This window comes from Mycolicibacterium sp. P4_G11, from assembly GCF_056555145.1.
Genome location: NZ_JBFUJW010000004.1, coordinates 249,900 through 275,015, shown reverse-complemented (window position 1 = coordinate 275,015; position 25,116 = coordinate 249,900). Strand labels below are relative to the sequence as shown.

The window sequence follows — 25,116 nt, the reverse complement described above, 5'->3', positions numbered from 1 at the left end:
CCGACACAGCTCACGGCATTCGGCTGCTGCGCGGGCCTGCTGCGTCAGATTTCCGCCGCCGAAGCAGCAGACCCGCGATGCGTTATCACTGTTGAGTTATCAAGGTGCACAATGCTTTATGTGCTATGCGGCATGGTCGAGTCGCATGGTGCGTCTGTTGTAGGCGGGGATGGGTCGCCGGTACCTGTCGACGGTGGCCGGCGGGATAAGCCACGGATGCTTGTCCATGCCCATGACGACGTCCCAGCCGTCGTGGTGGATGTTGGCGTGGCAGGCCGGGCACAGCAGGCACCCATTGCCCAAGCTGGTTTCGCCGTGGTGGCTCCAATGCACGATGTGATGAGCGTGAGTGCGTCCCGGTGGTGCGCCGCATTTGATGCAGCACTGATCACGCAGATACAGGGCCTTGCGTAGGTGGGCCGGGAACAGGCGTTTCTCGCGTCCCACGTCCAGCGGCACGTGTTCGCCGTCGACGATCACCGTCGTGACGGTGGTGTCGCAGGTCAGGCGGTCCAGGGTCAAGGCGGTGATCGGCCCCATGAACTCCAACTCGGCCAGGTCCGGGGTGTCCGCGGGCACCGTCAGCAGCAGTTGCGTGCGCGGCGCGCTGGCGACGTCACCACCGCGGGCCGCGATATCCAGCACCGCCTCCAACGCATCAGCACGCCGCCGCCCCGCCGACCGCACATCCGGGCTGCCGTCGGGTTCGGGCCGCGGCGCCGACAACTCCTCCATCGCCGCGACGTACTTGGCGCCGACCTCGGCATCCAGATTCGCGCGGATCTGTAGCCGGCCGTCACTGGTCACCCGATGGTCCACGGTGTTGATCGAGCGGTCCTCGGCCGCGGGCAAGCCACCCTCGGCGGCGGCCACCCGATTCCCCAGCCGGCGGGCCCGGTCACCGATCTGGGCCGGAGTGGCCCCTGAGAAGAACTGCCCCAGCAGATCGGTGACCTGTTCAAACCGGGCCGCCTCATCGACAGGACCTGGCGACCGTGCCCGAATGTGATTGATGCCCTTGACGATCGCATCGACATGCTCACCAGAAATCGCCCCATCAGCAGCATGCGCCACCAAGGTCGGCAGCGACGGCAACGCACCACCAACACGCACCAACCGCTCAGCCACCGACGGTGCACACCCCAGACTGATCAACAGCTCACGCGGCGTCCGCCCCTGCGCGGCCGCCACCCCACACCGGTCCAGCGCACCTGTCATCGTCGCCGCCAGATAATCAACCACACCGCGCAAGGCCAACAGCATGCGCAACACATCGTGCGCGTCGGTCCCGGTGATGTCGTTTGGGATGAGCAGCTCACGAGCGCGGTCCAGAAGGGCGGCGAAACCGGATGTGGCGTCCATACCTCATTTTATCGAACATACGTTCGAAGTGCAAGGATTCTGGCCACTCCGAACCGCAACACACGAGGTCCTAGTTACCTACTGTGACCAGCGCAAACAAAGTGACCAAAGTTATTGCTGTAGCGCCGACCTAGGGCCGATACGGCGTGACCCGCGGCAGCCACGCGGGTACCGATTCGCAGTAGCGCCGGTACTCGTCGCCGAATTGTCTCAGCAGGGTGGGCTGCTCGTAGACGTACACGAACGTGGCGGTAGCCACCACGAAAATGCCTGCATACCAAAGCAGTACGGGTTGCCCGAGCACCAACGCCTGGCCGACGATGGTGGTTGCGACGGCGAGGTACATCGGATTGCGGACGTACCGGTGCGGCCCCGTCACCACCAGGCTCTGGGTCGGCGCCGCGGGCAGCGGCGTACCCAAACCGTCACTCGCGAATTTGTAGATGGCCGCGAGCAGCACCGGGAGCCCGAGAGCGATCAGGATGACGCCGGCGATCCACCCGCCAGGCAAGCCGAACAAGTCACCGATCCGCCGCCAGCCGGTGAGCAGATACGGAATCAGCCCGGCCATGGTGCCCGGCACGACGATGGTGAAAACCGCACTGCGCACGAGGCTTTGGCGTCGGAGGGACGCCGAAGAGCCCATGGCTCAGGCCGCGAACACCGGCGTCAGCTGGACGCGAATGACCGGATCGGACTCGAGTTGATGCCGGAGCGCACTCTCGAACTGCCAGATGGACGCGAGATCATGGTCGAGGCGGCAGTCGATCGCAATCGGCGTACCGGCCGGCGGCGGACTGTCGGCGATGTGGTCAGCAATGGGTTCCAGCAGGGACCGCGGGACTGCCAGGTAGAAACCGGGGTTCGGGCCGCCAACTTCGGCCGCATACAGCAGGCCGTGCTCGGTAACGATGATGTGGGTGTCCGTCACCGGCACCGACCGATGGCGTTCCGCGGTACCCCATTCCGCTGCGGCCAGGTGCCCACTGACGACGTGTAACCGCACATCGTCGGTCAGGAACTTCGCGAAATCGCCCGCGCCGATCACGCGGGCGGAAGCGAGGTCGACATCCAGGCAACCGCGCAGCATCTCGCCGACGTAGTTGAACAACCGATCGCTCATCGCGCGCTCCCATCGGGCCGGTCCTTTGAGACTGCACCCGCGCGGTGGCGTAGGTCAATGGCTCAAAGCTGTGGACCCTCGGCACGCAGATCATCGACCGCGGTCATGGCGTCACGCAGCTTCGCCAGCCACTCCTCGGCATGCTCACCGACGAGCCGGACCGACCAGGCGAGCGCATCAGAACGGGACCGCGCCACCCCGGCGTCGACCAGGGTGTCGAGCACCTGACGCTCCGGCTGCTTGAGTCGGGTCATCACCGGAACGGCCAAGTGGGTGAACAGGATTCGCTCCGACTCTCCCACCGCCACGCCCCAGGCCACCTTGCGGCCGTAGCGGGCTTCCGCCTCGTCGGCGATGTGCATGCGCTCGGACCGGGTTTCCTCCCGGAATCGCGAGACCCGCCCCGAAGCCCGAGCGGCGGTTTCCGGATTCTCCGGCTCGGGCAGTCGCCCGATGACGACGATCTCCTCGCGGTCCACGGTGACGCTCGGGTCGCCGGCGAACCATCCTTCTGGGAGCCGACCGGCGAACCAGTCCGCGGCGTCGCCCGCATCGGGCTGCTGCGCTTGTTGCCAGCCGCCGCGGCGGTCCTGGCCCGAATGATGTTGCCTCATGCTTACATGATTACACCGTTACAGCTGCAACGGAACGGCCTTTCGCCCGAGGCGAACGAGATAGGGAAAAAGGGCTCTCTCAGCGCTTGCGCAACAGCGCGGAACCGCCGAACACGACCAGCCCAAGCACCGCCAACGCCAGGAACACCGCCCAGCCAGTGCCCACGAAAACACCGACCAGCACGATGGCGGCGATTACTGGCGACGCCACGAACAGCAGCATGCCCGGGTGTTCCTTCGCTACCGCGAGGGCACTCTTCGCCCGGATCGGGTCAATTTCTTTGCGCGCCATGGAACCAGGATGCCACCCGAGCCGACTAAAGGAAGAGATTCGACCGAGACCCACATCACAGCACTACCTATACCCCCTATGGGTATATACTTCGGCCATGAGTCAGGTACTTGAAGTTCAGGGAATGTCGTGCGGACACTGCGTCGCGTCCATCACCTCAGCTGTCGAGCCGCTGCCCGGCGTGACCGGTGTCGAGGTGGACCTCAAGGCCGGAACCGTACGAGTGGACGGCGAGCCTGACCGGGCCGCCGTTGCCGCCGCGATCGAAGACGCCGGATACGACGTCGTCCAACCAGCATGACCACGTCGGTCACGCTGTCCGTGGGCGGTATGACGTGTTCGTCGTGCGCCGCCCGAATCGAGAAGCGGCTCAACCGGATTGACGGTGTTCATGCCAGCGTGAACTTCGCGACCGAGCAGGCGGCAATCACCTACCCGGACAGCGTGACCACCGACGACCTCGTTTCGGCCGTAGAGGCCACCGGTTACACCGCGAGCATCGACAAGGCCGATGCCCCAACCGAAACGACATATCTGCCACGGCTGTTGGTGTCACTGGCCCTCACGATCCCGGTCCTCGCCCTGTCGATGATTCCGGTCCTGCAGTTCCCGCACTGGCCGCTGTGGGCTTTGGCGCTCACCACCCCCGTGGTGCTCTGGGGCGCCTGGCCGCTGCACCACGCCGCGTGGACCAACCTGCGGCACGGCGCGGCCACCATGGACACCTTGGTGTCGCTCGGTGTTCTCACCTCTTACCTGTGGTCGGCATGGATGCTGGCCATGGGCAGCGATCACCTGTACCTGGAAGTCGCGGCCACCGTCACGACGCTGATCCTGGCGGGCAAGTTCTTCGAGACCCGCGCCAAGCGGCAGTCCGGCGCGGCACTGCGCGCGCTGCTCGATCTCGGCGCCAAGGACGTTGCGGTGCTCCGCGACGGCCGCGAAATCCGGGTGCCCATCGAGGAATTGGCGGTCGATGACACCTTCGTGGTCCGCCCCGGCGAGAAGATCGCCACCGACGGTGTGGTGATCACCGGGACATCCGCGGTCGACGCGTCGATGTTGACCGGCGAATCAGTACCTGTCGAGGTCGGCCCCGGCGACCACCTCGCCGGCGCAACAGTGAACGCCGGTGGGCGCCTCGAAGTTCGGGCCACGCGCGTCGGCGCCGACACCCAGCTGGCTCAGATGGCGCGCCTGGTGGCCGATGCCCAGAGCGGCAAGGCCGAAGTACAGCGTCTCGCTGATCGGGTGTCCGCGGTGTTCGTGCCGGTGGTCATCGGGCTGGCGCTGCTGACTCTGATCGGCTGGCTGGTCGCCGGCGGTTCGGTCAGCGCCGCGCTGACCGCTGCCGTGTCGGTGCTGATCATCGCCTGCCCCTGCGCCCTCGGGCTGGCCACGCCGACGGCGCTGCTGGTCGGCACCGGCCGCGGCGCACAGCTGGGCATCCTGATCAAGGGCCCGCAGGTGCTCGAATCGACCCGCAAGGTCGATACCGTCGTGCTGGACAAGACCGGCACGGTGACCACCGGAAAGATGACGGTCGTCGCGGTACATGCCGAGTCCGACAACGTATTACGACTCGCGGGTGCGCTGGAGCACGCGTCCGAACACCCCATCGCCCAGGCCGTGGCGGCCCGTGCCGCCGAGAATGGCCCGCTGCCGCCCGTCATCGACTTCGTCAACCACGACGGTCGCGGCGTCACCGGCGTGGTCGACGGTCACGAGGTCGCCGTCGGGCGATACGGCTGGCTGGCCACGGAGGCCACCCCCGAATTGCAGACCATCGCGCACACCGCTGAATCCGAAGGCCGTACCCCGGTGTGGGTGGCGATCGGCGGCGTCATCACAGGCGTCATCGTGGTCTCCGACAAGGTGAAAGACACTGCCGCCGAAGCCATTGCCGATCTCAAGAAACTGGGGCTGACGCCCGTCCTGCTGTCCGGGGACAACGCCCGCGCAGCCGGCGCGGTGGCCGCCGAAGTCGGCATCGAGACGGTGATCGCCGAGGTACTACCCGCCGACAAGGTCGATGAGATCAAGCGGCTGCAGGATCAGGGCCGCGTCGTGGCGATGGTCGGCGACGGCGTGAATGATGCTGCCGCCCTTGCCCAAGCCGACCTGGGACTGGCGATGGGCACCGGCACCGATGTGGCGATCGAGGCCTCGGACCTGACCCTGGTCAGTGGCGACCTGCGGGCCGCCGGAGACGCGATCCGGTTGTCCCGAGCGACGCTCAAGACCATCAAGGGCAACCTGTTCTGGGCGTTCGCCTACAACGTCGCGGCCATTCCGCTGGCGGCAGCGGGCATGCTGAATCCGATGATCGCCAGCGCGGCAATGGCTTTCAGCTCACTGTTCGTGGTGAGCAACAGCCTGCGGCTGCGTAGCTTCAAGCCCAGCAGGTAATCACCAGATCTTCACCCAGTCGACGAGCATCTCGGCCGGGTAGGTTCCCCCTGCGGGGTCGCCACCGCCGGAACCGGCAACAGCGAGGCCGAGGATCGGGAACAGGGTGTAGCCGGGATCGTTGAAGTGCCAGTTGGGCAACGACTTTGCCGGGACGTTGAAGTACGGCTGGGCGCCGTCGGTGTAGTCCAGCCAGAATCGAATCCCGGCGTCGTCCCACTGGCAGCGCCAGGTGTGCCAGGCACTGTCCGGCGTGATGTTGTGCGAAACATGTTCGCCGCCATTGAGATTGACGTGCACCGTGGTACCAGGGGCCCAACTGCCGTTGCCGTACCACTCCATGATGTCGACCTCGCCACCGATCCCCGGGGTGTTGTTGGCCAGATACCAGGCCGGCCAGCAGCCCGGGGTCAGGCAGTTGAGCTTGATCCGGGCCTCGAAGGTGTGGCCGATACCGGCGCGGAACGTCCCGAAAATCTTGCCGCTGTAATAGGTGTTCCCGTCCTTGGCGGCACGGATCACCAGGTTGGACTTGCCGTCCAGGAACAGGTTCTTGCGGTCGTTGCGGTACTGACCGACGTGTTCGGGCAGCTCCCAGTACGTCGGGTTCTCCATCGACTCGCGGGCCGTTGCGATCTCCCACTTGGAGGTGTCGGGCGACGAACCGGCCGGTCCGTCGAAGTTGTCCACGAAGATGGGCTTACCAGGCGTATCTGCACTGGCCTCGGCGGTCGGAAGCGCGGCGGCCAACAGGCCCAGCCCCGCCATGGACATCATGCTGCGACGATCAATGTCTGGCATGTCTACCCATGTAAGCCGCGTCCCGGCCAAGGTGCAAGTCGGGGTGCCGTGCCGCAGCTAGTCCTCGTCGCGGCGGGCCCGGAACAGTTTCACCTCGTCACGGATGCCTTTCAGCCGTCGCGAACCGGCGAAAGACCAGTCGAAACCAGGTGCGTCACCGACCGCGTCGCGTGCTGAATCAGCCAGCAGGACGGCACCGGGCCGCGCCACGCCCGTCACCCGGCTGGCTTTGTTGACGGCACCGCCGAACCAGTCCCCGGCCCGACTCACGGCCATCCCCGTCGCCATGCCGGCCTTGAGCCGGGGCAGGGCCTCATCGGCTTCAGCCGCGTCGACAAGGTCCAGGATCATGTTCAGCAGGGGTACCGGTTCCGGGCTGACGAGCATGACCTCGTCTCCGATGGTCTTGATGAACCGGACGGGCGGCTGGGCCAGGGTGCGCGCCAGATCGGCCAGCCGCTGCGAGAGCCGCTCCAATCCTTCCGGCGGCAGTTCCTCACCCAGGCTGGTGAAACCGACCAGATCGGCGAAGGCGATCGACACGAGCCCGGCGCCCGGCAGCGCCGGCCCCGTCACCCGCTCGGTGGCAGCGACTTCCTGCTGCAGCAGCGCATGGAGCATCTGCGTGCGGAGCATGTCCTGGGCCATCGGACCCAGAAGTGGCGCAACGTATCCGGTCAGCGCAGCGACAGCCTTGGCGTTCTCCAACTCGGTCGCGTCGGCCTGGAGGATCGCCGACAGCGCCGCAAACTGCATGACCTCGACCGTTTTCGCGAGACCGTCCGTCATCACCTGAACCACCGCGACGACCTGCTCGATCGGCAGTCCCATGCCCAGACATTGCTGCGCGTAGCCGACCAGCTGACTGTCCACCGTCAAGTACAGCGCGGCCGTCGGGTCATCGGACCGGGGGCGGCCCGCCGCGTGCAGAATTCGTTGCAGCAGATCAATATCGATGTCCCACCGGGCCGCGATGTCCCCGGCCGACAGCCGAACACCGTCGTCGCCGAGAGCTCGCCGGGCCGGTAACAGCGTCGGCGCAAAGGACTCGTCGATCTCCTGTGCGCTGAAGCCTTCGGACAGCAACCAGTCGGTCAGCTCTTCGCGGTCGGCCGGCTCGGCAGCTTGTTCGCTCACCCGGCCAACCTATCGTGCCTGACAGCCCCGCAGAATGGGCACATGACCGAGCCACAGATGCCGCTACGCACCGGACTGCCGGCAGTTGTCGGCGCCAACCCGCGGGTGTTGATCCTGGGCTCGTTTCCCAGCGAGAAGTCGTTGGACACCGGCGAGTACTACGCGAACACCCGAAACCAGTTCTGGCGGCTGCTGGGCTCGCTCGCCGGATTCGACGCCGAGCTGCCCTACCCCGAACGCATCGATGCCGTCACCGGTGCCGGTGTGGCGCTGTGGGACGTCGTGCACAGCTGCCGGCGGGTCGGCAGCCTGGACGCGAACATCGACCGGAAGACGTTGGTACTCAATGATTTCAACGCATTCCTCGCCGAGCACCCGACGATCGAACGGGGATTCGTCAACGGACTGACCGCGTTCACCCTGTTCCAGCAAGCCGATATCGCGCTGCCCGCCGCCCGGCTGCCGTCGAGCAGCGGAGCGTTGACCATGTCGTTCGCCGACAAGCTCGCGGCGTGGCAGGCGATCGCCTTGGGCTAGACCTGCCGCCGCAACAGGCGTAGATCTGAATCTGGACCTAGGGGGCAGACATGCCACGGACCTGCAGAACACTGGGTGCGGCGCTGGCGTCGCTCATAGTCGTCGGCCTCACCAACGTCCCGACCGCCGCCGCGTACTCCCGGCCGGGCCTACCTGTCGAGTACCTGAGCGTGCCGTCGGCAGCCATGGGCCGCAGCATCAGAGTCGAGTTCCAGGGCGGCGGTCCGCACGCCCTGTTCCTGCTGGACGGCTTGCGCGCGCAGGACGACGCCAACGGCTGGGACATCAACACCGAAGCCTTCGAATGGTTCTACCAGTCAGGCCTCTCGGTGGTCATGCCCGTCGGCGGGATGTCGAGCTTCTACGCCGACTGGTACCAGCCCGCCGTCGGGAGCGGCACCACCCAGACGTACAAGTGGGAGACCTTCTTGACGAGCGAGCTGCCGGCTTGGCTCGCCGCGAACAAGCAACTCTCGCAAGGCGGTAACGCTGTCGTCGGGCTGTCCATGAGCGGCTCCACCGCGCTGATCTACGCCGCCAACTACCCGCACCGATTCCGCTACGCCGGCTCGCTGTCCGGGTTCCTGAACCTGTCCGACCCATTCTGGCCGCCACTGGTGAAACTCGCGATGAACGATTCCGGCGGCTTCAACCCAGACGACATGTGGGGCCCACCGGGTGACCCGGCATGGGCTCGCAACGATCCGACCGTCAACGTCGGTCAGCTGGTCGGCACCGGCGCGCGCATCTGGATCTATTGCGGCACCGGCACACCCGACGATCTGGCCGGTGCGACGGCCGGCCTGCCGCAACAGTTCCTGGAGAACTTCACCCTCGCGTCGAACCTCAAATTCCAGGCCGCGTACCTCGCTGCCGGTGGCCACAACGCGACGTTCAGCTTCCCGCCGACCGGCACCCACAGCTGGGCCTACTGGGGCCAGGCGCTGCGTCAGATGAAGCCGGACATCCAGAACTCGCTCGGTGCGCACTAACCGACCGGAGGCCGCCGACCGGCCCACGGGCGCGCGCCCTCGATCTGCGCACCCAGCGACAGCAACGTCGCCTCGTCAAATGGCCTGCCCACCAACTGAATCGAGGTCGGAATTCCGGCGTCGTCCAACCCCCAGGGCACTACCGCTGCCGGTTGACCGGTGACGTTGAACATCGCCTGGAACGGCACCCGCGCGGCGACCGCCGCCAGGGTCGAGACGGCGCCGCGGCGTTGATACTGCCCGACCCGAGACGGTCCGGACGCCGCGCCCGGGGTGATCACCACGTCGACGCTGTCGAACACGGACTGCACCCGCGCCGTCAACGCAGGTTCCGTGGCGCGGATCGCATCGATCCGCCGCTGGGAGATCAACCCACCGATCCTGGCGAACGCCCGGGTCCGACGGTCCAGCCGCTCCGGGTGCGGCAGCGCCGACACGTCGTCATAGACCCCGCGGAAGTAGCGCGGCAGGGCGTGGCCGTACACCGCCGACCGCGGGTAGTCAGGGTCTCGATGGACGACGTCGTGGCCCAGTTCGCGCAGCAACTCCCCCGCCTGCTCCACCGCGGCGCGTTGCTTCGCTCCCACCCGCGCGGTCACCAGCGGTGGCACCTTGGTACTCAATGCGATCCGCAGCCGGCCGGGCGCGCGCCGAGCGGCATCCACGAAGCCGCCGTCGGTGGTGGCGTCCAGGAACAGCGCCGCGTCTTCGACGGTGCGGGCCAATGGCCCGTAGTGCACCAGTCCGCACCACGAGTCATCGTGCGGGCTCACCGGCACCCGGTCCCGCTGCGGCTTGATGCCGAACAATCCACACCAGGTGGCCGGCACCCGAATCGACCCCATGCCATCCGACCCGAGCGCCAATGCGGCCAGACCGGCCGCGATCGCGGTGCCACTGCCGCCACTGCTGCCACCCGGCGCATAGCCCGTATTCCAGGGGTTTCGCGTCGCACCGTAGGTCAATGTCTCGGTGAAGGGCCAGATCATCATCTCGGGCACCGTGGTCTTGCCGAGGATCACCGCACCCGCGGCGCGCAGTCGACGTACCACCTCGGCATCGGCAGTGGCCGCCGCTCCATGGGCACTGCTGCCGTAGGTGGTCAGTTCGCCCGCCACATCGGTGTCGTCCTTGATGGCGATCGGCACGCCGAGCAAGGGCAGCCGCTCCCCCGCGTCCAGCCGGGCCTGCGCGGCCCGCGCCTGCGCTCGGGCACTCTCGGCCAGAACGATGCGGTAACAACGCAATTCGGGATCGATGCGCCCGATGCGGTCCAGATACAGCTCCACGAGTTCAGGCGCGCTCACCGCACCGGCGGCGAGCAGCCGGGCCTGTTCGGCGGCGCCGGCGAACGCCAGCTCACTAGGGTCCATGCGGCGACAGATTACCCATCATCGACGGTGTTTGGTGGCGTACTCCCCCGGCGTGCAGCCGAGCATGGCCCGGAAGTCGTTGATGAAATGCGCCTGGTCGTACCAGCCCAAACGCACTGCCAGGTCGGCGAAGTCAAGATCGGGAACCGTCTCGATCTGCAGTGCCGCGTGCTGCAGGCGGTAACGGCACAGCACCCATTTCACCGGGACCCCGACGTAGCGGCGGAACACTCGCTGGGTGGTGCGCTCACTCCAAGGCGACAGCGCCATCACCTGTTCGACCCGGTGCAGCTGCGAATCGGCGCTGACGCGGTCCAGCAGCGTCGACAGGTCGCGAAACGTGGTGTCCGGGTCGATGTGAACGCCGATCGCGTCGTCGAGCGCGGCTGCCGCCTGTTCGATGTTGTCGGCGAAAGACACTGGCGTGCCGAATAATTCGTCGTCAATAGGTAACACCCGGCCCGTCAGCGCACCGGCATCCCGGCCGAACCGCGCCGCGAACCCACCTGGCCGGAACCTGGCTCCCACCACGGAACCCGACGCCGACAGCCTGGTGGTGAACACCCGCTCGACCACGCCGTGCACCAGCGTCGCCGGCAACGGGTGACCGTGCCGAACGTCGTCGGTGCCCCATTCGTGCGTCAGGTGCACCGCGGGAAACGTGATGACGGTGCTGTCGAACGGCTCTGCGTCCCGCAAATCCCAGGTGACCGACCAGAAATTTTCGACCCAGACCGCCGCCGCGGCCGACGGCGGCCACTGCTGCAGGTCGAAGACCGAGCCCGTGTTGGCACGGCCGACCACACCCAGCTGCGGGGTCGCTGTCGGGTTTTTCCAAGCCGCCACACTCAGACCCTACGAAACTGGATGCCATGAGCGTGCAACCAATTCCCCAGGGCTACACCAGCCTCACCCCGTTCCTGGTGATCGACGGGGCTGCCGCCGCCATCGACTTCTACGTGGAGGTCTTCGGCGCTCAGGTGATCGAGAAGATGGACGCGAGCGACGGCACCGTGGCGCATGCCGAACTGGACTTCGGTACCGGCCGGCTGCAGTTGTCTGATCCCAACGCCGACTACGAACTGGTGGCGCCGCCACGCAGCGGCCCGGTCACGCACTCTGTGGTGTTGTACTGCCCCGACGTCGACGCGGTGGTCGACCGGGCCGAGCGCGCAGGCGCGACAATCCGGGAAGCGACACAGACTTTCGTCACCGGCGACCGCTTCGCGTCGATCATCGATCCGTTCGGTCAGCGCTGGGCGGTGATGACGCGGGTCGAAGACGTCGACGCCGCCGAACGCGACCGCCGGTTGTCGGAGTGGGCGGCCGCCAACGTCTGACCCAGCTGGCCTACGGTGAACCGATGGCCTGTGTGTTCTGCGACATCATCGCCGGGAAGGCGCCTGCGATCCGGGTCTACGAGGACGCCGACTACGTGGCGTTCCTCGATATCCGGCCGTTCTCCCGCGGCCACACCCTGGTGGTGCCCAAACAGCACTACGAGAACCTGGTCGACACACCGCCGGAGGTAGTGGCGGGCATGGCCAAACTCGGTCAGCGCATCGCCCAGGCGTCGCGCGAGTCCGGCCTGCACGCCGACGGCAACAACATTGCGATCAATGACGGCAAAGCAGCATTTCAGACGGTGTTTCACATCCATCTGCACGTCGTTCCGCGCAAGGCCGGCGACAAACTGGCGTTCGCCAAGGGCATGCTGCTGCGCCGCGACCCAGACCGGGAAGCCAGTGGAAAGATCCTACTGGAGGCGGTGGCGAGGCTCTCCGATCCGCAGGCAGACTTGAAGCCATGAGTATGCCCCTGTGGGAGAAATATCTCGGCCTCCCGTTGCTGAAGATGCATGACCGGATCTACCAGAAGACGGAAGGCCGGATCGGCCACCAGTTCCCCGGTGTCCCGCCCAGCCTGCTGCTGCACACCGTCGGCGCCAAGACCGGGCTGGCGCGCACCACGTCACTGACCTACGCGAAGGACGGCGACGCCTACCTGGTGGTCGCATCCAAGGGCGGCGAGCCGACAGCGCCCGGCTGGTACTTCAACCTGAAAGCCAAGCCGGACATCGAAATCAACGTCGGGCCGAAGCGATTGCCGGTCACGGCCCGCGTCGTCGGCAAGGACGACCCGGACTACGCGCGGCTCTGGCAGGTCGTGAACAAGAACAACGCCAACCGGTACGCGGGCTATCAGAAGCGCACCACCCGGCCGATCCCGGTCGTGGCGCTGACGCCGCGTTAGAGCAGCTGCTCGGCGAGGAGCCGTAGCGTCGTCTCGCGGGCCGGGGCGGTGGCTGGATCGCAGCCCCGGCGTGCGGCGGCGACGGGGCTGACCATCACCTCGTCGACGTCGAAATGCGATGCCAGATCCCGGATTTGCTGGGCGGCCTCGCCTGGTGAGCCGACGATGGCCCGTTCCATTCCGGCGGCGACGATGGCCTGCTGTTGTGGTGTGAGCTGGTTGTGCTCGGAGTCCTCGACCAGATCGAGCGCACGCAGGGGCTCGCCGGTACGCAGCCACGCCATCATCTGCAGGTTGGGGCGGATCAGCTGTTCGGCCTCGTCACGCGTGTCCGCCACGCAGGCGTTGACGGTCATGAATGTTGTTGGAGCGTCAGCGAATTCACTGGGCCGGAACTCCTCACGATAGGTGGCCAGTGCCTCTTCGGTGCCCTGCCCGGAGAAGTGGTGGGCGAAGACGTACGGCAGCCCTTTGGCTGCGGCCAGGTGTGCCGAATACATCGACGAGCCGAGCAGCCACAGTTTCGGCGGGCTCACTGCGGCCGGGGTGGCCTTCAGGATGTAGTTCTTGTCCAACAGGTTTCGCCCCTCGAGCGACACCTTGACCCCACCGGGGCTCATCAGCGCGACGACGTCGTCGAGGTACTCGGGAAAGCGGTGGATGTCCTCGTCGGTACGCCCGGCCGGGCCACGCAGCGCGATCGAGGTGACGGGGTCGGTTCCCGGCGCCCGCCCGATACCCAGGTCGATCCGGCCCGGCGCGGCCGCCTCCAGCAGCGCGAACTGTTCGGCGACCGCCAGCGGGGCGTGGTTGGGCAGCATCACGCCGCCGGAGCCGAGGCGGATGTGGTGGGTCTTTGCGGCCAGGTAGCTCAACAAGACAGGTGGGCTGGTGGCGGCGACCGCGGGCATGTTGTGGTGCTCGGCCACCCAGTAGCGGGTGTAGCCCAGTTCGTCGGCAGCCTTGGCGAGGTGCACGGTGGCGGCGAAGGCATCGGCGGTGGACTGGTCGCTACGGACCGGGACGAGATCAAGGACAGACAACTGCACGCTCTAATCCAACCCTTTCTCTCCTGTTGCGATTCCCTTGGCCACGGTGAACACGTCATCGAGCATGGCCGGGGTGAGCCTGCCGGTGAACGTGTTCTGCTGGCTCGGGTGGTAGCAGCCGAGGAGCTGCCGCCCGTCGGGAAGTGTGGCAAGCGCGCCGTGGCCGAACTTCGGATACGGCCGCCGGGCTCCGGTCAGGTCCAGCGCGGCCTTCCAGGCGAAGCCGCCGAGTGCGACGACGACCCGGACGTCCTGGCCCGTCAGCCGCCATTCCGCACTCAGCCACGGCTCGCACGTGTCACGTTCCGCCGGCGTCGGTGCGTTGTCCGGCGGGGCACATCGGACGGCGGCGACCACGCGAATGTCGTTGAGGGTCAGTCCATCTGCTGCATCGATGCTCTCGGCGCCGCTGGCCAGGCCGACACGGTGCAGGGCCGCGAAGAGAAAGTCGCCCGACCGGTCGCCCGTGAACACCCGGCCGGTGCGGTTGGCACCATGGGCGGCGGGCGCCAAGCCCAGCACCCAGATGCGCGGCCGGGCCGGGCCGAGACCCGGCACCGGCCGGCCCCAGTACGGCTCGGCCGCATAGGCCTTGCGCTTGGCGACCAGCCGGGTGGCGACGTCCTCACGCCAGGTGACCAGGCGGCGGCAGCCGCGGCACACCGATACCTGGGCATCGAGGTCGGCCTCGTCGGAGCAGCGACGGGCCCTGGACCGGACCTGCGCCGCGGTGCGGGCGACGGCAGTATCGGCGTCGGCGGGGTCCCCGGGCCAACCCGAGCCGGGCGGCACCGGGGACGGGAACAACACTCCGGTTCGGGGATGCGGCAGCACCCCCAGATTCTGCGCCCCGTCTGCGCCGCTAGGCGGCGAAGCTGTCCAATTGGACGCTGTGGTACGCCGACCGCAGCCGTTCGTAGCGGTAGCGGTTGTACGCCAACGGATCCAGGACGACCGCTCGCGGCAGATACCGCCAGGCCAGGCGCGAGGCCCTGAGATAGAGGGCATATTCCAGCCGGTTCCAGCGTGTCGATCGGATGTCGAGCAGTTCCCGCATCTTCGGGTGGGCGTGGCGCTGCCCCAACACCTTCGGCACGCGCAACGCGATCGGCGTCACCGCATTCCACAGCGGCAAGACGAGCACCCGCAGGTGCTTCGGGAGCAAGGCGGGCACCGGGAGAGTGTCGAAGCTGTCGTCGGCGTACTGCAGAAATGCGTTGTCCGCCAAGTGCTTGTCGGCAACACTGTCGTAGTACGCCTCCATGTCGGCCAGGGTCTCGGGCAACTTGGCCCGGGCACTGGGCAATTCCAGATAGCTCGTCATCCACCGCACGGTCTGATAGACGACCTCACGCTGCTCGGCATCGAGGTCCTCACCGCGGACGGCGACATAGCCCCGGTAGAACAGATTCAGAGAGCTGACGGCGATCCAGTTCCACAGTTCAGGGTCGAGTGCGCTGAACCGGGTGTCTGCGAATTCGCCGTTGCCGGTGCCCCGCACCCCGGCATGGAGCCGCTTGAGTTCCTCGGTGTCCCACCGCCGGTCGGCCTCGTCGCCGAACAACATCAACATGCCGTAGGCCAATGACCGAATGCCGCGGTCGGTGAAGTTCTCCTGGAACCTTCCTGACCAATCGACCGCCGCCGCGATCGGGCGGTACGCCACCTGGTCGAGCGCCAGGCGCCCGAACAGCCCAAGGCTGAGCGGCGAGCCCAACCACCAGCGGACGTCGGCAGCCAGCTCCGCATGCGGCTGACCGGGATGCCATGGTTCGACTGCGGCCTCGACAGGTGCTGCCGTGCTCGTCATGCGCGAATCCAATCTGTCATCAAGCGTTGATAGATGAGATCAGGCAACCATCTGTCCACGCGTGTGTCAAGATTGGTTTCGTGAGTGGGTCAAGGCAGTACGGCGGCCTGAGCGGCGCCGACCGCATCGCCGAGCGGCGACGCCGTTTCGTCGCGGCGGGCCTGGACCTGATGGGCACCAAGGGCATCCCCGCGACGACGCTGCGTGGCGTCGCAGAACGGTCCGGGCTCGCGGCGCGCTACTTCGCCGAATCGTTTCCGACGATCGAGGACCTGCACATCGCGGTGTTCGACGAGATCGTGGCGGAACTGGAAGAGCGTGGACTTGCCGCGATCGCCGATACCGAAGGCGGCCCGCGGGCCCGCTCGCGGGCGGCGCTCGGGGCGCTGGCCGAACTCGTGCTGGCGGATGAGCGCAAGGGCCGCGTCATCTTGATCGAGTCCGCCGCCTCGCCTGCCCTCGGCTCGCGCCGGCTCGCCGAGGCTCAGCGGTTCGCCGGCATCGTCGCCGAACTGAGCGGTTCCGCCGCCGGCGTGCAGCCACTCGACCTGCGCCTGGCCGCGCAGTTCGTCATCGGCGGGGTCGGCGAGACGCTCACCGCGGTCCTCGTCGGGGCGATCACGGTCGACCGAGAGCACCTCATCGACATGCTGAACGACCTGTTGTTCGCTTCGCTGCGCGCAGTCCGCGCGACTGCCGGTGCCGTCAGAACGGGATGACCGACTCGCTGTTGAGATTCAGCCACACCCGGCGCGCCCAGCGCCGAACCGGACCGGCGGACAGATGGGCGATCAGTTCGCGGTCGTCGATCAGATAGCCGCCAGGTACCCGCTGCCAGAGGCTGGCCGTCCAAAGCTCCAGTGCCGCAACGGTTGTCACCGAACCGGGCGCGATGGCATCGAGGACCGCATCGGCCACGAAAGCCGGGCGGCGCGTGCGCACAGTGCGACTCACGACGCGCACGTGGAGCTCGATCGCGGTCGCAGACACGTGCGCCCCGCGACGACTGTCGCGCAGCGCGCCCATCTCGGCCAACATGGCCTTGCTGTACACATTGCTGAGAATACCGGTAACACGGACGTTACACAGGATTAATGCACACGGCATATGACGCGAGTCTTAGCTGGTCGGCACGCGGCTCCTAGACTTGCCCCGTGCACACCGCGCTGCCGAGCCTCATCGCCGACCTGCCCACCGACGCCGTCGTCACCGATCCGGATATCGTCGCGTCCTACAGACAGGACCGCGCGCTCGATCCGGACGCCGGCACCCCCATCGCGGTGGTGCGGCCACGCACCACCGAAGAGGTGCAGACGATCCTGCGGTGGGCTACCGCGCACAAGATTCCGGTAGTGCCGCGCGGCGCCGGCACCAGCCTGTCCGGCGGGGCGACCGCCGTCGACGGCGGCATCGTGCTGACCACCGAACGGATGCGCGACATCGTCGTCGACACGGCAACCCGCACCGCCGTGGTACAGCCCGGCCTACTCAATGCCGAGGTGAAGAAAGCCGTTGCGGCCCACGGACTCTGGTACCCGCCCGATCCGTCGTCGTTCGAAATCTGCAGCATCGGCGGCAATGTCGCCACCAACGCCGGCGGCCTGTGCTGCGTGAAGTACGGCGTCACCACCGACTACATCCTCGGCCTGCAGGTGGTCCTGGCCGACGGCACCGCGGTACGGCTGGGCGGGCCGCGACTGAAAGACGTTGCGGGACTGAGTCTCACCAAGCTGTTCGTGGGCAGCGAGGGCACGCTCGGTGTCGTCACCGAGGCGACGCTGCGGCTACTGCCGCCGCAGCACCGCGGGTGCACCGTGGTCGCGAGCTTCGACTCGGTGCGCGCGGCAGCCGATGCCGTCGTGACCATCACCGGCCGGATTCGCCCGTCGATGCTGGAGTTCATGGACGACGTCGCGATCAACGCCGTCGAGGACAAGCTCAAGATGGGCCTGGACCGAAAGGCCAAGGCCATGATGGTGGCGGCCTCTGATGACCGCGGTGCCGCGGGCGTCGAGGACACCGAGTTCATGGCCCGCGTGTTCACCGAAGCCGGTGCGACAGAAGTATTTTCGACCGATGACCCCGACGAGGGCGAGGCCTTCGTGGCCGCCCGACGGTTCGCCATCCCGGCCGTGGAAGCCAAAGGCCCGTTGCTCCTGGAAGACGTCGGTGTGCCGCTGCCCGCACTGGCCGACCTGGTCGACGGCGTCGGTGAGATCGCCCGCAGGCACGACCTGCTGATCTCGGTGATCGCACATGCCGGGGACGGCAACACCCACCCGCTGATCGTCCACGACCCGAACGACGCCGAGAACACCCGGCGGGCCAACATCGCCTTCGGCGAGATCATGGACCTGGCCGTGGCGCTGGGCGGCACCATCACCGGCGAGCACGGCGTCGGCCGGCTCAAGCGGCCCTGGCTGGCCGGCCAACTCGGGCCCGAGGTCATGGAACTGAACCGCCGGATCAAGACGGCCCTGGACCCCGACAACATCCTGAATCCGGGCGCGGGCATCTGATTCGGGCATTGACACATCCGGGGCAGTCGCCGTACACATAAGACATGACGGCGATTTTGTCTCACGAGACTTCCGGCTCCCCCGTGGCGTTCCAGCTTGCCGATTCGGCCGGGTGGGTCGATCCCTTTTCGATGTACCGGTCACTGCGCGACCACGATCCGGTGCACCACGTCGTGCCCGCCGACAACCCCGCGGCCGACTACTACGTGCTGTCCCGGCACGCCGACATCTGGACCGCCGCCCGCGATCACCAGACGTTCTCCTCGGCGGAGGGCCTGACCGTCAACTACGGCGAGCTGGAACTCATCGGCCTGCAGGACAACCCGCCGATGGTGATGACCGATCCGCCCGTGCACACCGAATTCCGCAAGCTGGTGTCGCGCGGCTTCACGCCACGCCAGGTCGAAGCCGTCGAGCCCAAGGTCCGCGAGTTCGTCGTGCAGCGGCTGGAGAAGCTGAAGGCCGCCGGCGGTGGTGACATCGTGGCCGAGCTGTTCAAGCCGTTGCCGTCGATGGTCGTCGCGCACTACCTCGGCGTTCCCGAGGCCGACCGCGACCAGTTCGACGGCTGGACCGAGGCCATCGTCGCGGCCAACACCGCCGAGGGCGGACTGGGCAGCGCGCTCGAGACGCTGGGCAGCGCGCTCGGCGACATGATGGGGTACTTCACCTCGTTGATCGAGCGCCGCCGCAAGGAGCCCGAAGACGACACGGTTTCGCACCTGGTCGCCGCGGGCATCGGCGCCGACGGTGACATCAGCGGCGTGCTGTCGATCCTCGCGTTCACGTTCACCATGGTCACGGGCGGCAACGACACCACCACCGGAATGCTGGGCGGCTCGGTGCAGCTGCTGCACCGGCACCCCGACCAGCGCCGGCTGCTGGCCGAAAACCCCGACCTGATCACGGAATCCGTCGACGAACTGCTGCGGCTCACCTCGCCGGTCCAGGGCCTGGCCCGCACCACCACGCGCGACGTGACCATCGGCGACACCACCATCCCCGCCGGGCGCAAGACCTTGCTGCTCTACGGTTCGGGCAACCGCGACGAACGCCAATACGGCCCCAACGCAGGTGATTTGGACGTGGCGCGCGCGCCGCGCAACATCCTGACCTTCAGCCACGGTGCGCATCACTGCCTGGGCGCGGCGGCCGCGCGGATGCAGTCCCGCGTCGCCCTGACCGAACTGCTCTCGCGGATACCGGAATTCACCGTCGATGAGGCCAACATCGAGTGGGCCGGCGGCAGCTATGTGCGACGTCCCCTATCGGTGCCGTTTACGATCGGCTGATGGCAAACGACTGGCTGGCCGGCCGACGCACCGAGGTCGCGGCCGAGGCCATCCTGGACGCGGCCGACCGCCTGTTCGCCGAGCAGGACGCCGCGACCGTCGGGATGCTCGAAATCGCCAGGGCGGCAGGCTGTTCCCGCGCCACGTTGTACCGGTACTACGAGAACCGTGACGTGCTGCACCTGGCCTACGTGCACCGCGAGGCGTTTCGGGTGTTCGCTCACGTCGGCGAGCAGATCGCGGATATCAGTGACCCGCGCACCCGACTGCTCGACGGCGTCGCGATCGCGCTGCGCAGTGTGCGGGAAAGTCCCGCCCTGTCATCGTGGTTCGTGGCCACCCAGCGACCCATCGGTGGTGAGGTCGCCGCCCAGTCCGACGTCATCACCGGGCTGGTGGCGGCGTTCCTGTCCGCGTCGTGGCCAGAGCTGGAGACCGAGGACGCGCACCGCCGAGCCAATTGGCTGGTCCGGATACTGGTGTCGCTGTTGATGTTCCCCGGCGCCGACGAAGACGACGAACGCCAGATGCTCGACGAATTCGTTGTGGCCCAGTTGGTTCCGAAGGATCAGGCTTCCCAGTAGGCCCGGGCCTTGATTGCCTTCTTCGGAATCTGGTAGTCCTCACGCAGCACCTTGACCACCGAACGGGTGGTCCGGTTGTCGCATGCCACCCAGCCGAAGTGATCGGACGCGTCGAACGCCGAGGCCCGCACGGTCTCGACCAGCGCCTCGCCGTTGTTCTTGCGGTCGACCCAGGTGACGGTCAAGCCGAGAGCGCCGGTGCCCACCTGAAGGTCGCGGTCATCGTCGTGACCGGCCTCGAGGTACACCTGGATGGGCGCCGCGCCGATGGCCTGCAGCAGCGTATTGATCGCCGGCAGCGATGCGGCGTCACCGACGAGGACGTATCCGGCCGGCGCGGGCTCGGGCAGCTCGAAGCTGCTGCCGAGCAACGTCACCTCGAGAGTGTCGCCGGGCTTGGCGTCCTGGGCCCAGCGGGTGGCCAGGCCGTCATGGAGCGCGAAGTCGATGTCGGTGGTCCCCGCGGCTGGATCAGGGTTGACCAGCGTGTAGCCGCGCTGGTGCGCCTTGTCCCCGTCGGGGAACCAGCCGCGGACCCACATGGTCGGGTGCACCGGCCGCTCGGCCAGCAGGTTCCCGGTGGTGAAATGCAGCCGCAGGTAGTTCGGGGTGATCTGGGTGCGGCCGGTGACCGTCAGCTCGTAGTCGCCACCCCGCCACAGTTTGACCAGCGCGCCCTGGATTCCACGCGACGGCTTCGACTCGGTCATGTTGCACCCTCCGATTGGACTATTAGGGCAGCATAACCTAATTGAGCTCCTCGGTTGATTGCCTGCGATTTGCGCTGGCCGGAGCTATCTTCAAGCCGTGTTCGGCATCCTCCGGCCCTGCCGGCATCGACTCGGCAAGGAACTCGCCGCCGTCTGGACCGCGCAATTGTGCGGGCTGTGCCTCGCGCTTCGCGATGACTACGGGCAGGGCGGCCGCGTCGCCACCAACTACGACGGGCTGGTGGTGTCGGCGTTGGTGGAAGCGCAGTCCACCGCGGCACCCGGGCGGCGCGAAGCCGGCCGGTGCCCACTGCGGGGCATGCGCAAGGCCGACGTCGCCATCGGCGAATCGGTGCGACTCGCGGCCGTGGTCTCCCTGGTGCTCGCCGCCGCCCGGGTGCGCGATCACGTTGACGACGGCGACGGCGTGTTCGCCGCGGCAGGCGTACGGCCCGCTGCCCGACGGATCGCCGACCGATGGGAGCGTCAAGGTACGGGCGTCGGCACAGCCCTGGGCTTCGACACCGCCGTGCTGATGGACGCGATCGGTCGGCAGGCGGCGCTGGAAGCCGCTGCAACGCCGGGGAGTTCGTTGCTCGCAGTCACCGAACCCACCGAAACCTCGGTCGCCGCGGCATTCGCGCACACCGCGGTGCTGGCCGGGCGGCCGGGGAACGTGGCGCCGCTGCGGGAGGTCGGCCAGTTGTTCGGGCGGGTCGCGCACCTGCTCGACGCGATCGAGGATCTGCACGACGATCGGGTGCACGGGAAGTGGAATCCGGTGGCCGCCACCGCAACTCCGATCGGCGACGTCCGCGCGGCGTGCGACGACGCGGTGCTCGGCATCGAACTCGCCCTGGCCGACGTGGAATTCACCGACGGGCGGTTGGTGCACCGGCTGCTGACCCGTGAGTTGCGACGGGCCGTGACCCGGACCTTCAGCGGCGCGGGGTTCAAGGCCACGGATGTGCCGCCCGACGCGATCCCGCCGCTCGCGTCATTCGGCGAATTGCCGTTGGACGGCGGCGCCGGCGAGGTACCCGGCGAAGAAGATCCCGAGCAGAAGGCCGAGCGCAAGGCCGGCTGGTTCGACGGCTGCTGCGCCTGCGATTGCGACGGCTGCTGTTGCGATTGCGATGGCTGCTGTGAATGCGACGGCTGCTGTTGCGACTGTGACGGCTGCTGCGACTGCTAGTTCCGGACCCGGGTGAACCGGTGCAGTAGCCACGACACCGGAATGGTGAACAGCATCGTCAGGGTGAACAACGCGAAGGTCGAACCCGTCCAGATGTGCTGGTGCATCACCTCGACCATGACCAGTTCCATGATGACCAGATGCACCAGGAAGATCTCGTAGGAGATCTCGCCGAGGAAGACCATCGGCCGGCTCCCCAGCAGCCGCGCGTACCAGCCCCGGTCCCCCAAACCCAGCGGCGCGACGACCAGGGTGGCGATCCCCGCGTAGAGCACCGACTTCCACAGGCTCTCCCCCAGCGTGGCGGGTGAGGTGGTCGGGGCGCCGGCGAGGGGCGTCGACGCGATGAGGTAGCAGACCAATGCCAGCGGGATGCACAGGAATCCGTAGGCCCGCACGCCCATCGCGGCCAGCACCGAGAGCAGCATGCCGCCGACGAACCAGATCAGATAGGTGGGCAACCACAGCCGGGCACCGTCGGGCAGGAAATGCGTGGTGTGCACCAACGTCAGCCACGCCAGGCTCAGCCCGGCCAGCACTGCCAGCGCGCCGAGCAGCAGAGCCGGCCGCCACCGCCGCCGGCACAGCACCACCATCAGCAGGTAGGCCAGCGCCGGAAGGGCAACGTAGAAGGCAACTTCCACCGCCAGGCTCCACATCTGGGTGAGGCCCTGATGCAGCCAGGAGTACAGGTAGTTGTCGGTGTAGATCTGGGTCAGCGTCAGGTTCCGGAACAGCCCCAGCCAGCTGTGGCCGGGGTTCGGGCCGGCCGTTCGGAAGTGATACAGCGCGTAGGCCGCCAGCACCGTCACCACGTAGGCGGGCATGATCCGTCGTACCCGGTGCCAGGCGTAACGCTGCACCGACGGTGCCTCGTAAGGCTTTTCGGCATCGGCCCGAGCCAGCGCCTTGACCCACGGGCTGAACAACAGGAAACCCGACAGCACGAAGAAGATCGGCACACCGATCTCGGCGCGCGCATACATCAGCCCGACGTAGGTCTGGGTGTACTTGCCTGTCGTGAACGCTGCGTGAGTCAGTACAACGAGCAGTGCGGCGACCGCACGGACCCCGGTGAGTGAATCAACCCGGGTCACTTGTACTTGCGCTTGCCCTCGCCTCGACCTTCGCTGTGGCCACCACGACGATCGTCGTCACGGCCGGGTCGAGACCCGCGATCCGGGCGTGGCCCACGGTCCTGACGGCCACCGCGGTCGGAGTACGAGCCCCGGTCCGGGCGTCCGCCACGATCCTGATAGCCGCCGGAATGCCCACCCTTGTCCAGCTCCAGGTGGATCAACTGGCCCGAAATACGGGTGCTCTCAAGCTTTTTGAGCGTGTCCTTGCTCAGCTTGGCGGGCAGCTCGACCAGCGAGTGGTCCACGCGGATGCTGATGTGCCCGAAGTCGCTGCGGTTCAGCCCGCCTTCGTTGGCGATGGCGCCGACGATGGCACCCGGAATCACCTTGTGCCGCTTGCCCACAGCGATGCGGTAGGTCGCCAGGTCCTCACGCGTCGACCGGGGCTTGCGCTCGCGGTCGCCACGGTCACCGCGGTCGTCACGATCCGGACGCTCGCGCCGCTTCTCCGGCGGCGGCTCCTTCATCAGGAACTCTTCGCCGCCCTGGGTCTGCACCGCCAGCGCCGCCGCGATGTCCGCCAGCGGCACATTGTTGTCGCGTTCGTAGTCCTCGATCAGCCGGCGGAACAGCTCGATGCCCGGGGCGTTGAGCGAGCCGGTGATCGAATCGCCGAACTTGGCCACGCGCTGCGCGTTGACATCATCGACCGACGGCAGCTGGGACTCGATGAGCTTCTTGCGCGTGACGCGCTCGATCGAGTTGAGCAGGTGCCGTTCGCGCGGGGTGACGAACAGCAGCGCGGTACCCGAGCGACCCGCCCGGCCGGTGCGCCCGATGCGGTGCACGTAGGACTCGGGGTCGTGCGGGATGTCGTAGTTCAGCACGTGGGAGATGCGTTCGACGTCCAGACCACGGGCCGCCACGTCGGTCGCGATCAGGATGTCGATCGAGCCGTCCTTGAGCCCGTTGATCGTGCGCTCGCGGACCGCCTGGGCGATGTCGCCGTTGATCGCGGCCGCGGAAAACCCACGGGCCCTGAGCTTTTCGGCGACTTCCTCGGTGGCCTGCTTGGTCCGGACGAAGACGATCATCGCCTCGAACGGCTCGACCTCGAGCAGCCGGGTGATGGCGTCCATCTTGCGCGCGCCGGCCACCTGGATGTAGCGCTGGGTGATGTTCTCGGCGGTCTGCGCCTTGGCCTTGATGGTCACCTCGACCGGGTCGTGCAGGTACTTCGAGGTGATCTTCTTGATGGCCGGCGGCATGGTCGCCGAGAACAGCGCGACCTGCTTGTATTCGGGGGTGTCCGCCAGGATGCGCTCGACGTCCTCGGCGAAGCCCATCTGCAGCATCTCGTCGGCCTCGTCGAGCACCAGGTAGTCCAGGTGCGAGAGGTTCAGGCTGCCCTTCGACAGGTGATCGATGACCCGGCCCGGGGTGCCCACCACGACCTGGGCGCCACGCTTGAGCCCGGCCAGCTGCGGCGTGTAGGACGACCCGCCGTAGATCGCCAGCACGTTGACGTTCAGGTGCGCGCCGTACTTGCCGAATGCCTCGGCCACCTGCAAGGCGAGCTCGCGGGTCGGCGCCAGCACCAGACACTGGGTGTTACGGCTGGTGGGGTCGATCTTGGACAGCACCGGAACCGCGAATGCGGCGGTCTTGCCGGTGCCGGTCTGGGCGAGACCGACGACGTCGGATCCGCTCAGCATCGCGGGGATGGTCGCGGCCTGGATGGGCGACGGTGACTCGTATCCGACGTCGGTCAGCGCGCGCAGCACCTCCGGGCGGATGTTCAGGTCGGCGAAGGTGACCTCGTCGCTGGACTCAGCGGAGGTTTCAGCAGTGACCTCGGCGCTGGACTCAACGGAGGTTTCAGAAGTGGTGTTGCTGCCGCCCGAATCCGGGTCGGTCTCGGGCGAAGACGTCGTCATTATGCGAGAAGTCTAGAGGGTCATCGGGCCAGGTACGCCCCGCATGGC

Annotated in this window: 28 protein-coding genes; 12 read left to right on the top strand and 16 right to left on the bottom strand. The window is 67.3% G+C overall.

Going from position 1 to position 25,116, the window contains the following annotated elements:
* Window positions 1–123: 123 nt before the first annotated feature.
* The 5 genes from AC1U2B_RS10875 to AC1U2B_RS10855 form a co-directional block, all read right to left on the bottom strand.
* Window positions 124–1,362, bottom strand: coding sequence for an HNH endonuclease (locus AC1U2B_RS10875; RefSeq protein ID WP_480216804.1), 1,239 nt, complete (start codon window positions 1,360–1,362; stop codon window positions 124–126).
* A gap of 130 nt (window positions 1,363–1,492) precedes the next feature.
* Window positions 1,493–1,972 carry a methyltransferase family protein gene (locus AC1U2B_RS10870; protein WP_480216803.1) on the bottom strand — a complete coding sequence of 160 codons (480 nt, stop codon included), beginning with the start codon at window positions 1,970–1,972 and terminating at the stop codon, window positions 1,493–1,495.
* 39 nt (window positions 1,973–2,011) lie between these two features.
* Window positions 2,012–2,485 carry a hypothetical protein gene (locus AC1U2B_RS10865; protein ID WP_480216802.1) on the bottom strand — a complete coding sequence of 158 codons (474 nt, stop codon included), beginning with the start codon at window positions 2,483–2,485 and terminating at the stop codon, window positions 2,012–2,014.
* 62 nt (window positions 2,486–2,547) lie between these two features.
* Window positions 2,548–3,099 (bottom strand): ATP-binding transcription factor AbmR, encoded by a 552-nt coding sequence (locus AC1U2B_RS10860; protein WP_480216801.1) that lies wholly within the window; start codon window positions 3,097–3,099, stop codon window positions 2,548–2,550.
* A 79-nt stretch (window positions 3,100–3,178) separates the two neighbouring features.
* The gene (locus tag AC1U2B_RS10855) at window positions 3,179–3,391 is read right to left on the bottom strand and encodes a hypothetical protein (RefSeq protein WP_260942367.1); all 213 of its coding nucleotides are present in this window, start codon (window positions 3,389–3,391) and stop codon (window positions 3,179–3,181) included.
* A 97-nt stretch (window positions 3,392–3,488) separates the two neighbouring features.
* Here AC1U2B_RS10855 and AC1U2B_RS10850 point away from each other — a divergent pair, with 97 nt between their 5' ends.
* A complete protein-coding gene (locus AC1U2B_RS10850) occupies window positions 3,489–3,692 on the top strand; it encodes a cation transporter (RefSeq protein WP_061002753.1) in 204 nt (67 codons plus the stop codon).
* Window positions 3,689–5,800 carry a heavy metal translocating P-type ATPase gene (locus AC1U2B_RS10845; protein ID WP_480216800.1) on the top strand — a complete coding sequence of 704 codons (2,112 nt, stop codon included), beginning with the start codon at window positions 3,689–3,691 and terminating at the stop codon, window positions 5,798–5,800. Before AC1U2B_RS10850 ends, AC1U2B_RS10845 begins: the two co-directional genes overlap by 4 nt.
* Here the strand turns inward: AC1U2B_RS10845 and AC1U2B_RS10840 are convergent, their stop codons facing one another.
* The gene (locus AC1U2B_RS10840; protein ID WP_480216799.1) at window positions 5,801–6,601 is read right to left on the bottom strand and encodes a glycoside hydrolase family 16 protein; all 801 of its coding nucleotides are present in this window, start codon (window positions 6,599–6,601) and stop codon (window positions 5,801–5,803) included.
* A 57-nt stretch (window positions 6,602–6,658) separates the two neighbouring features.
* Window positions 6,659–7,738, bottom strand: a complete 1,080-nt coding sequence (locus tag AC1U2B_RS10835) for an adenylate/guanylate cyclase domain-containing protein (protein WP_260942373.1) — start codon at window positions 7,736–7,738, stop codon at window positions 6,659–6,661.
* A 42-nt stretch (window positions 7,739–7,780) separates the two neighbouring features.
* Here AC1U2B_RS10835 and AC1U2B_RS10830 point away from each other — a divergent pair, with 42 nt between their 5' ends.
* Together AC1U2B_RS10830 and AC1U2B_RS10825 are read left to right on the top strand one after the other, a co-directional pair.
* The gene (locus tag AC1U2B_RS10830; RefSeq protein WP_260942376.1) at window positions 7,781–8,275 is read left to right on the top strand and encodes a DNA-deoxyinosine glycosylase; all 495 of its coding nucleotides are present in this window, start codon (window positions 7,781–7,783) and stop codon (window positions 8,273–8,275) included.
* Window positions 8,276–8,325: 50 nt separating this feature from the next.
* Window positions 8,326–9,267, top strand: coding sequence for an alpha/beta hydrolase (locus tag AC1U2B_RS10825; RefSeq protein ID WP_480216798.1), 942 nt, complete (start codon window positions 8,326–8,328; stop codon window positions 9,265–9,267).
* Here AC1U2B_RS10825 and AC1U2B_RS10820 read toward each other — a convergent pair.
* Window positions 9,264–10,640, bottom strand: a complete 1,377-nt coding sequence (locus tag AC1U2B_RS10820; RefSeq protein ID WP_480216797.1) for an amidase — start codon at window positions 10,638–10,640, stop codon at window positions 9,264–9,266. The two genes, AC1U2B_RS10825 and AC1U2B_RS10820, sit on opposite strands and share 4 nt — an antisense overlap.
* 18 nt (window positions 10,641–10,658) lie before the next feature.
* Entirely contained in the window at window positions 10,659–11,486 is an 828-nt protein-coding gene (locus tag AC1U2B_RS10815) for an AraC family transcriptional regulator (RefSeq protein ID WP_480216796.1), read from the bottom strand.
* 26 nt (window positions 11,487–11,512) lie between these two features.
* Here AC1U2B_RS10815 and AC1U2B_RS10810 point away from each other — a divergent pair, with 26 nt between their 5' ends.
* Genes AC1U2B_RS10810 through AC1U2B_RS10800 form a run of 3 tightly spaced genes read left to right on the top strand, consistent with a single transcriptional unit; the run spans window position 11,513 to window position 12,893 of the window.
* Window positions 11,513–11,980, top strand: a complete 468-nt coding sequence (locus AC1U2B_RS10810) for a VOC family protein (protein WP_043395402.1) — start codon at window positions 11,513–11,515, stop codon at window positions 11,978–11,980.
* 23 nt (window positions 11,981–12,003) lie between these two features.
* On the top strand, window positions 12,004–12,450 hold the full coding sequence (locus AC1U2B_RS10805; protein ID WP_480216795.1) for an HIT family protein: 447 nt from the start codon (window positions 12,004–12,006) through the stop codon (window positions 12,448–12,450).
* Window positions 12,447–12,893 (top strand): nitroreductase family deazaflavin-dependent oxidoreductase, encoded by a 447-nt coding sequence (locus AC1U2B_RS10800; RefSeq protein ID WP_480216794.1) that lies wholly within the window; start codon window positions 12,447–12,449, stop codon window positions 12,891–12,893. The genes AC1U2B_RS10805 and AC1U2B_RS10800 overlap by 4 nt, the downstream gene beginning before the upstream one ends.
* Here the strand turns inward: AC1U2B_RS10800 and AC1U2B_RS10795 are convergent.
* Genes AC1U2B_RS10795 through AC1U2B_RS10785 form a run of 3 tightly spaced genes read right to left on the bottom strand, consistent with a single transcriptional unit; the run spans window position 12,890 to window position 15,752 of the window.
* Window positions 12,890–13,942 (bottom strand): LLM class flavin-dependent oxidoreductase, encoded by a 1,053-nt coding sequence (locus tag AC1U2B_RS10795; RefSeq protein ID WP_480216793.1) that lies wholly within the window; start codon window positions 13,940–13,942, stop codon window positions 12,890–12,892. The genes AC1U2B_RS10800 and AC1U2B_RS10795 overlap by 4 nt on opposite strands.
* A gap of 3 nt (window positions 13,943–13,945) precedes the next feature.
* A complete protein-coding gene (locus AC1U2B_RS10790) occupies window positions 13,946–14,776 on the bottom strand; it encodes a uracil-DNA glycosylase (protein ID WP_480216792.1) in 831 nt (276 codons plus the stop codon).
* A 28-nt stretch (window positions 14,777–14,804) separates the two neighbouring features.
* On the bottom strand, window positions 14,805–15,752 hold the full coding sequence (locus AC1U2B_RS10785; protein WP_480216791.1) for an oxygenase MpaB family protein: 948 nt from the start codon (window positions 15,750–15,752) through the stop codon (window positions 14,805–14,807).
* An 80-nt stretch (window positions 15,753–15,832) separates the two neighbouring features.
* Here AC1U2B_RS10785 and AC1U2B_RS10780 point away from each other — a divergent pair, with 80 nt between their 5' ends.
* Window positions 15,833–16,471 (top strand): TetR/AcrR family transcriptional regulator, encoded by a 639-nt coding sequence (locus AC1U2B_RS10780; RefSeq protein ID WP_480216790.1) that lies wholly within the window; start codon window positions 15,833–15,835, stop codon window positions 16,469–16,471.
* On the opposite strand, the gene AC1U2B_RS10775 is transcribed toward AC1U2B_RS10780, so the two are convergent.
* Entirely contained in the window at window positions 16,458–16,805 is a 348-nt protein-coding gene (locus tag AC1U2B_RS10775) for a hypothetical protein (RefSeq protein ID WP_480216789.1), read from the bottom strand. The two genes, AC1U2B_RS10780 and AC1U2B_RS10775, sit on opposite strands and share 14 nt — an antisense overlap.
* A 101-nt stretch (window positions 16,806–16,906) precedes the next feature.
* Here AC1U2B_RS10775 and AC1U2B_RS10770 point away from each other — a divergent pair, with 101 nt between their 5' ends.
* From AC1U2B_RS10770 to AC1U2B_RS10760, 3 genes are read left to right on the top strand one after another with little or no spacing between them, the layout of a single operon-like run.
* On the top strand, window positions 16,907–18,271 hold the full coding sequence (locus tag AC1U2B_RS10770) for an FAD-binding oxidoreductase (RefSeq protein WP_480216788.1): 1,365 nt from the start codon (window positions 16,907–16,909) through the stop codon (window positions 18,269–18,271).
* Between the two features lie 44 nt (window positions 18,272–18,315).
* Window positions 18,316–19,563, top strand: coding sequence for a cytochrome P450 (locus tag AC1U2B_RS10765; RefSeq protein ID WP_480216787.1), 1,248 nt, complete (start codon window positions 18,316–18,318; stop codon window positions 19,561–19,563).
* Entirely contained in the window at window positions 19,563–20,147 is a 585-nt protein-coding gene (locus AC1U2B_RS10760) for a TetR/AcrR family transcriptional regulator (RefSeq protein ID WP_480216786.1), read from the top strand. The genes AC1U2B_RS10765 and AC1U2B_RS10760 overlap by 1 nt, the downstream gene beginning before the upstream one ends.
* Here the strand turns inward: AC1U2B_RS10760 and AC1U2B_RS10755 are convergent.
* Entirely contained in the window at window positions 20,132–20,857 is a 726-nt protein-coding gene (locus AC1U2B_RS10755; RefSeq protein ID WP_480216785.1) for a siderophore-interacting protein, read from the bottom strand. The two genes, AC1U2B_RS10760 and AC1U2B_RS10755, sit on opposite strands and share 16 nt — an antisense overlap.
* A gap of 97 nt (window positions 20,858–20,954) precedes the next feature.
* On the opposite strand from AC1U2B_RS10755, the gene AC1U2B_RS10750 reads away from it, so the two are divergent.
* Window positions 20,955–22,052, top strand: coding sequence for a DUF5685 family protein (locus AC1U2B_RS10750; RefSeq protein ID WP_480216784.1), 1,098 nt, complete (start codon window positions 20,955–20,957; stop codon window positions 22,050–22,052).
* Here AC1U2B_RS10750 and AC1U2B_RS10745 read toward each other — a convergent pair.
* Window positions 22,049–23,149: an acyltransferase family protein gene (locus AC1U2B_RS10745; RefSeq protein WP_480216783.1), complete on the bottom strand. Its 1,101-nt coding sequence runs from the start codon at window positions 23,147–23,149 to the stop codon at window positions 22,049–22,051. The genes AC1U2B_RS10750 and AC1U2B_RS10745 overlap by 4 nt on opposite strands.
* A complete protein-coding gene (locus AC1U2B_RS10740; protein ID WP_480216782.1) occupies window positions 23,146–25,068 on the bottom strand; it encodes a DEAD/DEAH box helicase in 1,923 nt (640 codons plus the stop codon). Before AC1U2B_RS10740 ends, AC1U2B_RS10745 begins: the two co-directional genes overlap by 4 nt.
* Window positions 25,069–25,116: the final 48 nt, after the last annotated feature.

What these genes read in the sequence shown, in the direction of transcription:
- AC1U2B_RS10875 (WP_480216804.1), bottom strand. Translation starts at nt 1,362, where the DNA reads ATGGACGCCACATCCGGTTTCGCCGCCCTTCTGGACCGCGCTCGTGAG.
- AC1U2B_RS10865 (WP_480216802.1), bottom strand. Translation starts at nt 2,485, where the DNA reads ATGAGCGATCGGTTGTTCAACTACGTCGGCGAGATGCTGCGCGGTTGC.
- AC1U2B_RS10860 (WP_480216801.1), bottom strand. Translation starts at nt 3,099, where the DNA reads ATGAGGCAACATCATTCGGGCCAGGACCGCCGCGGCGGCTGGCAACAA.
- AC1U2B_RS10855 (WP_260942367.1), bottom strand. Translation starts at nt 3,391, where the DNA reads ATGGCGCGCAAAGAAATTGACCCGATCCGGGCGAAGAGTGCCCTCGCG.
- AC1U2B_RS10850 (WP_061002753.1), top strand. Translation starts at nt 3,489, where the DNA reads ATGAGTCAGGTACTTGAAGTTCAGGGAATGTCGTGCGGACACTGCGTC.
- AC1U2B_RS10845 (WP_480216800.1), top strand. Translation starts at nt 3,689, where the DNA reads ATGACCACGTCGGTCACGCTGTCCGTGGGCGGTATGACGTGTTCGTCG.
- AC1U2B_RS10840 (WP_480216799.1), bottom strand. Translation starts at nt 6,601, where the DNA reads ATGCCAGACATTGATCGTCGCAGCATGATGTCCATGGCGGGGCTGGGC.
- AC1U2B_RS10830 (WP_260942376.1), top strand. Translation starts at nt 7,781, where the DNA reads ATGACCGAGCCACAGATGCCGCTACGCACCGGACTGCCGGCAGTTGTC.
- AC1U2B_RS10825 (WP_480216798.1), top strand. Translation starts at nt 8,326, where the DNA reads ATGCCACGGACCTGCAGAACACTGGGTGCGGCGCTGGCGTCGCTCATA.
- AC1U2B_RS10820 (WP_480216797.1), bottom strand. Translation starts at nt 10,640, where the DNA reads ATGGACCCTAGTGAGCTGGCGTTCGCCGGCGCCGCCGAACAGGCCCGG.
- AC1U2B_RS10810 (WP_043395402.1), top strand. Translation starts at nt 11,513, where the DNA reads ATGAGCGTGCAACCAATTCCCCAGGGCTACACCAGCCTCACCCCGTTC.
- AC1U2B_RS10805 (WP_480216795.1), top strand. Translation starts at nt 12,004, where the DNA reads ATGGCCTGTGTGTTCTGCGACATCATCGCCGGGAAGGCGCCTGCGATC.
- AC1U2B_RS10800 (WP_480216794.1), top strand. Translation starts at nt 12,447, where the DNA reads ATGAGTATGCCCCTGTGGGAGAAATATCTCGGCCTCCCGTTGCTGAAG.
- AC1U2B_RS10785 (WP_480216791.1), bottom strand. Translation starts at nt 15,752, where the DNA reads ATGACGAGCACGGCAGCACCTGTCGAGGCCGCAGTCGAACCATGGCAT.
- AC1U2B_RS10765 (WP_480216787.1), top strand. Translation starts at nt 18,316, where the DNA reads ATGACGGCGATTTTGTCTCACGAGACTTCCGGCTCCCCCGTGGCGTTC.
- AC1U2B_RS10760 (WP_480216786.1), top strand. Translation starts at nt 19,563, where the DNA reads ATGGCAAACGACTGGCTGGCCGGCCGACGCACCGAGGTCGCGGCCGAG.
- AC1U2B_RS10755 (WP_480216785.1), bottom strand. Translation starts at nt 20,857, where the DNA reads ATGACCGAGTCGAAGCCGTCGCGTGGAATCCAGGGCGCGCTGGTCAAA.
- AC1U2B_RS10740 (WP_480216782.1), bottom strand. Translation starts at nt 25,068, where the DNA reads ATGACGACGTCTTCGCCCGAGACCGACCCGGATTCGGGCGGCAGCAAC.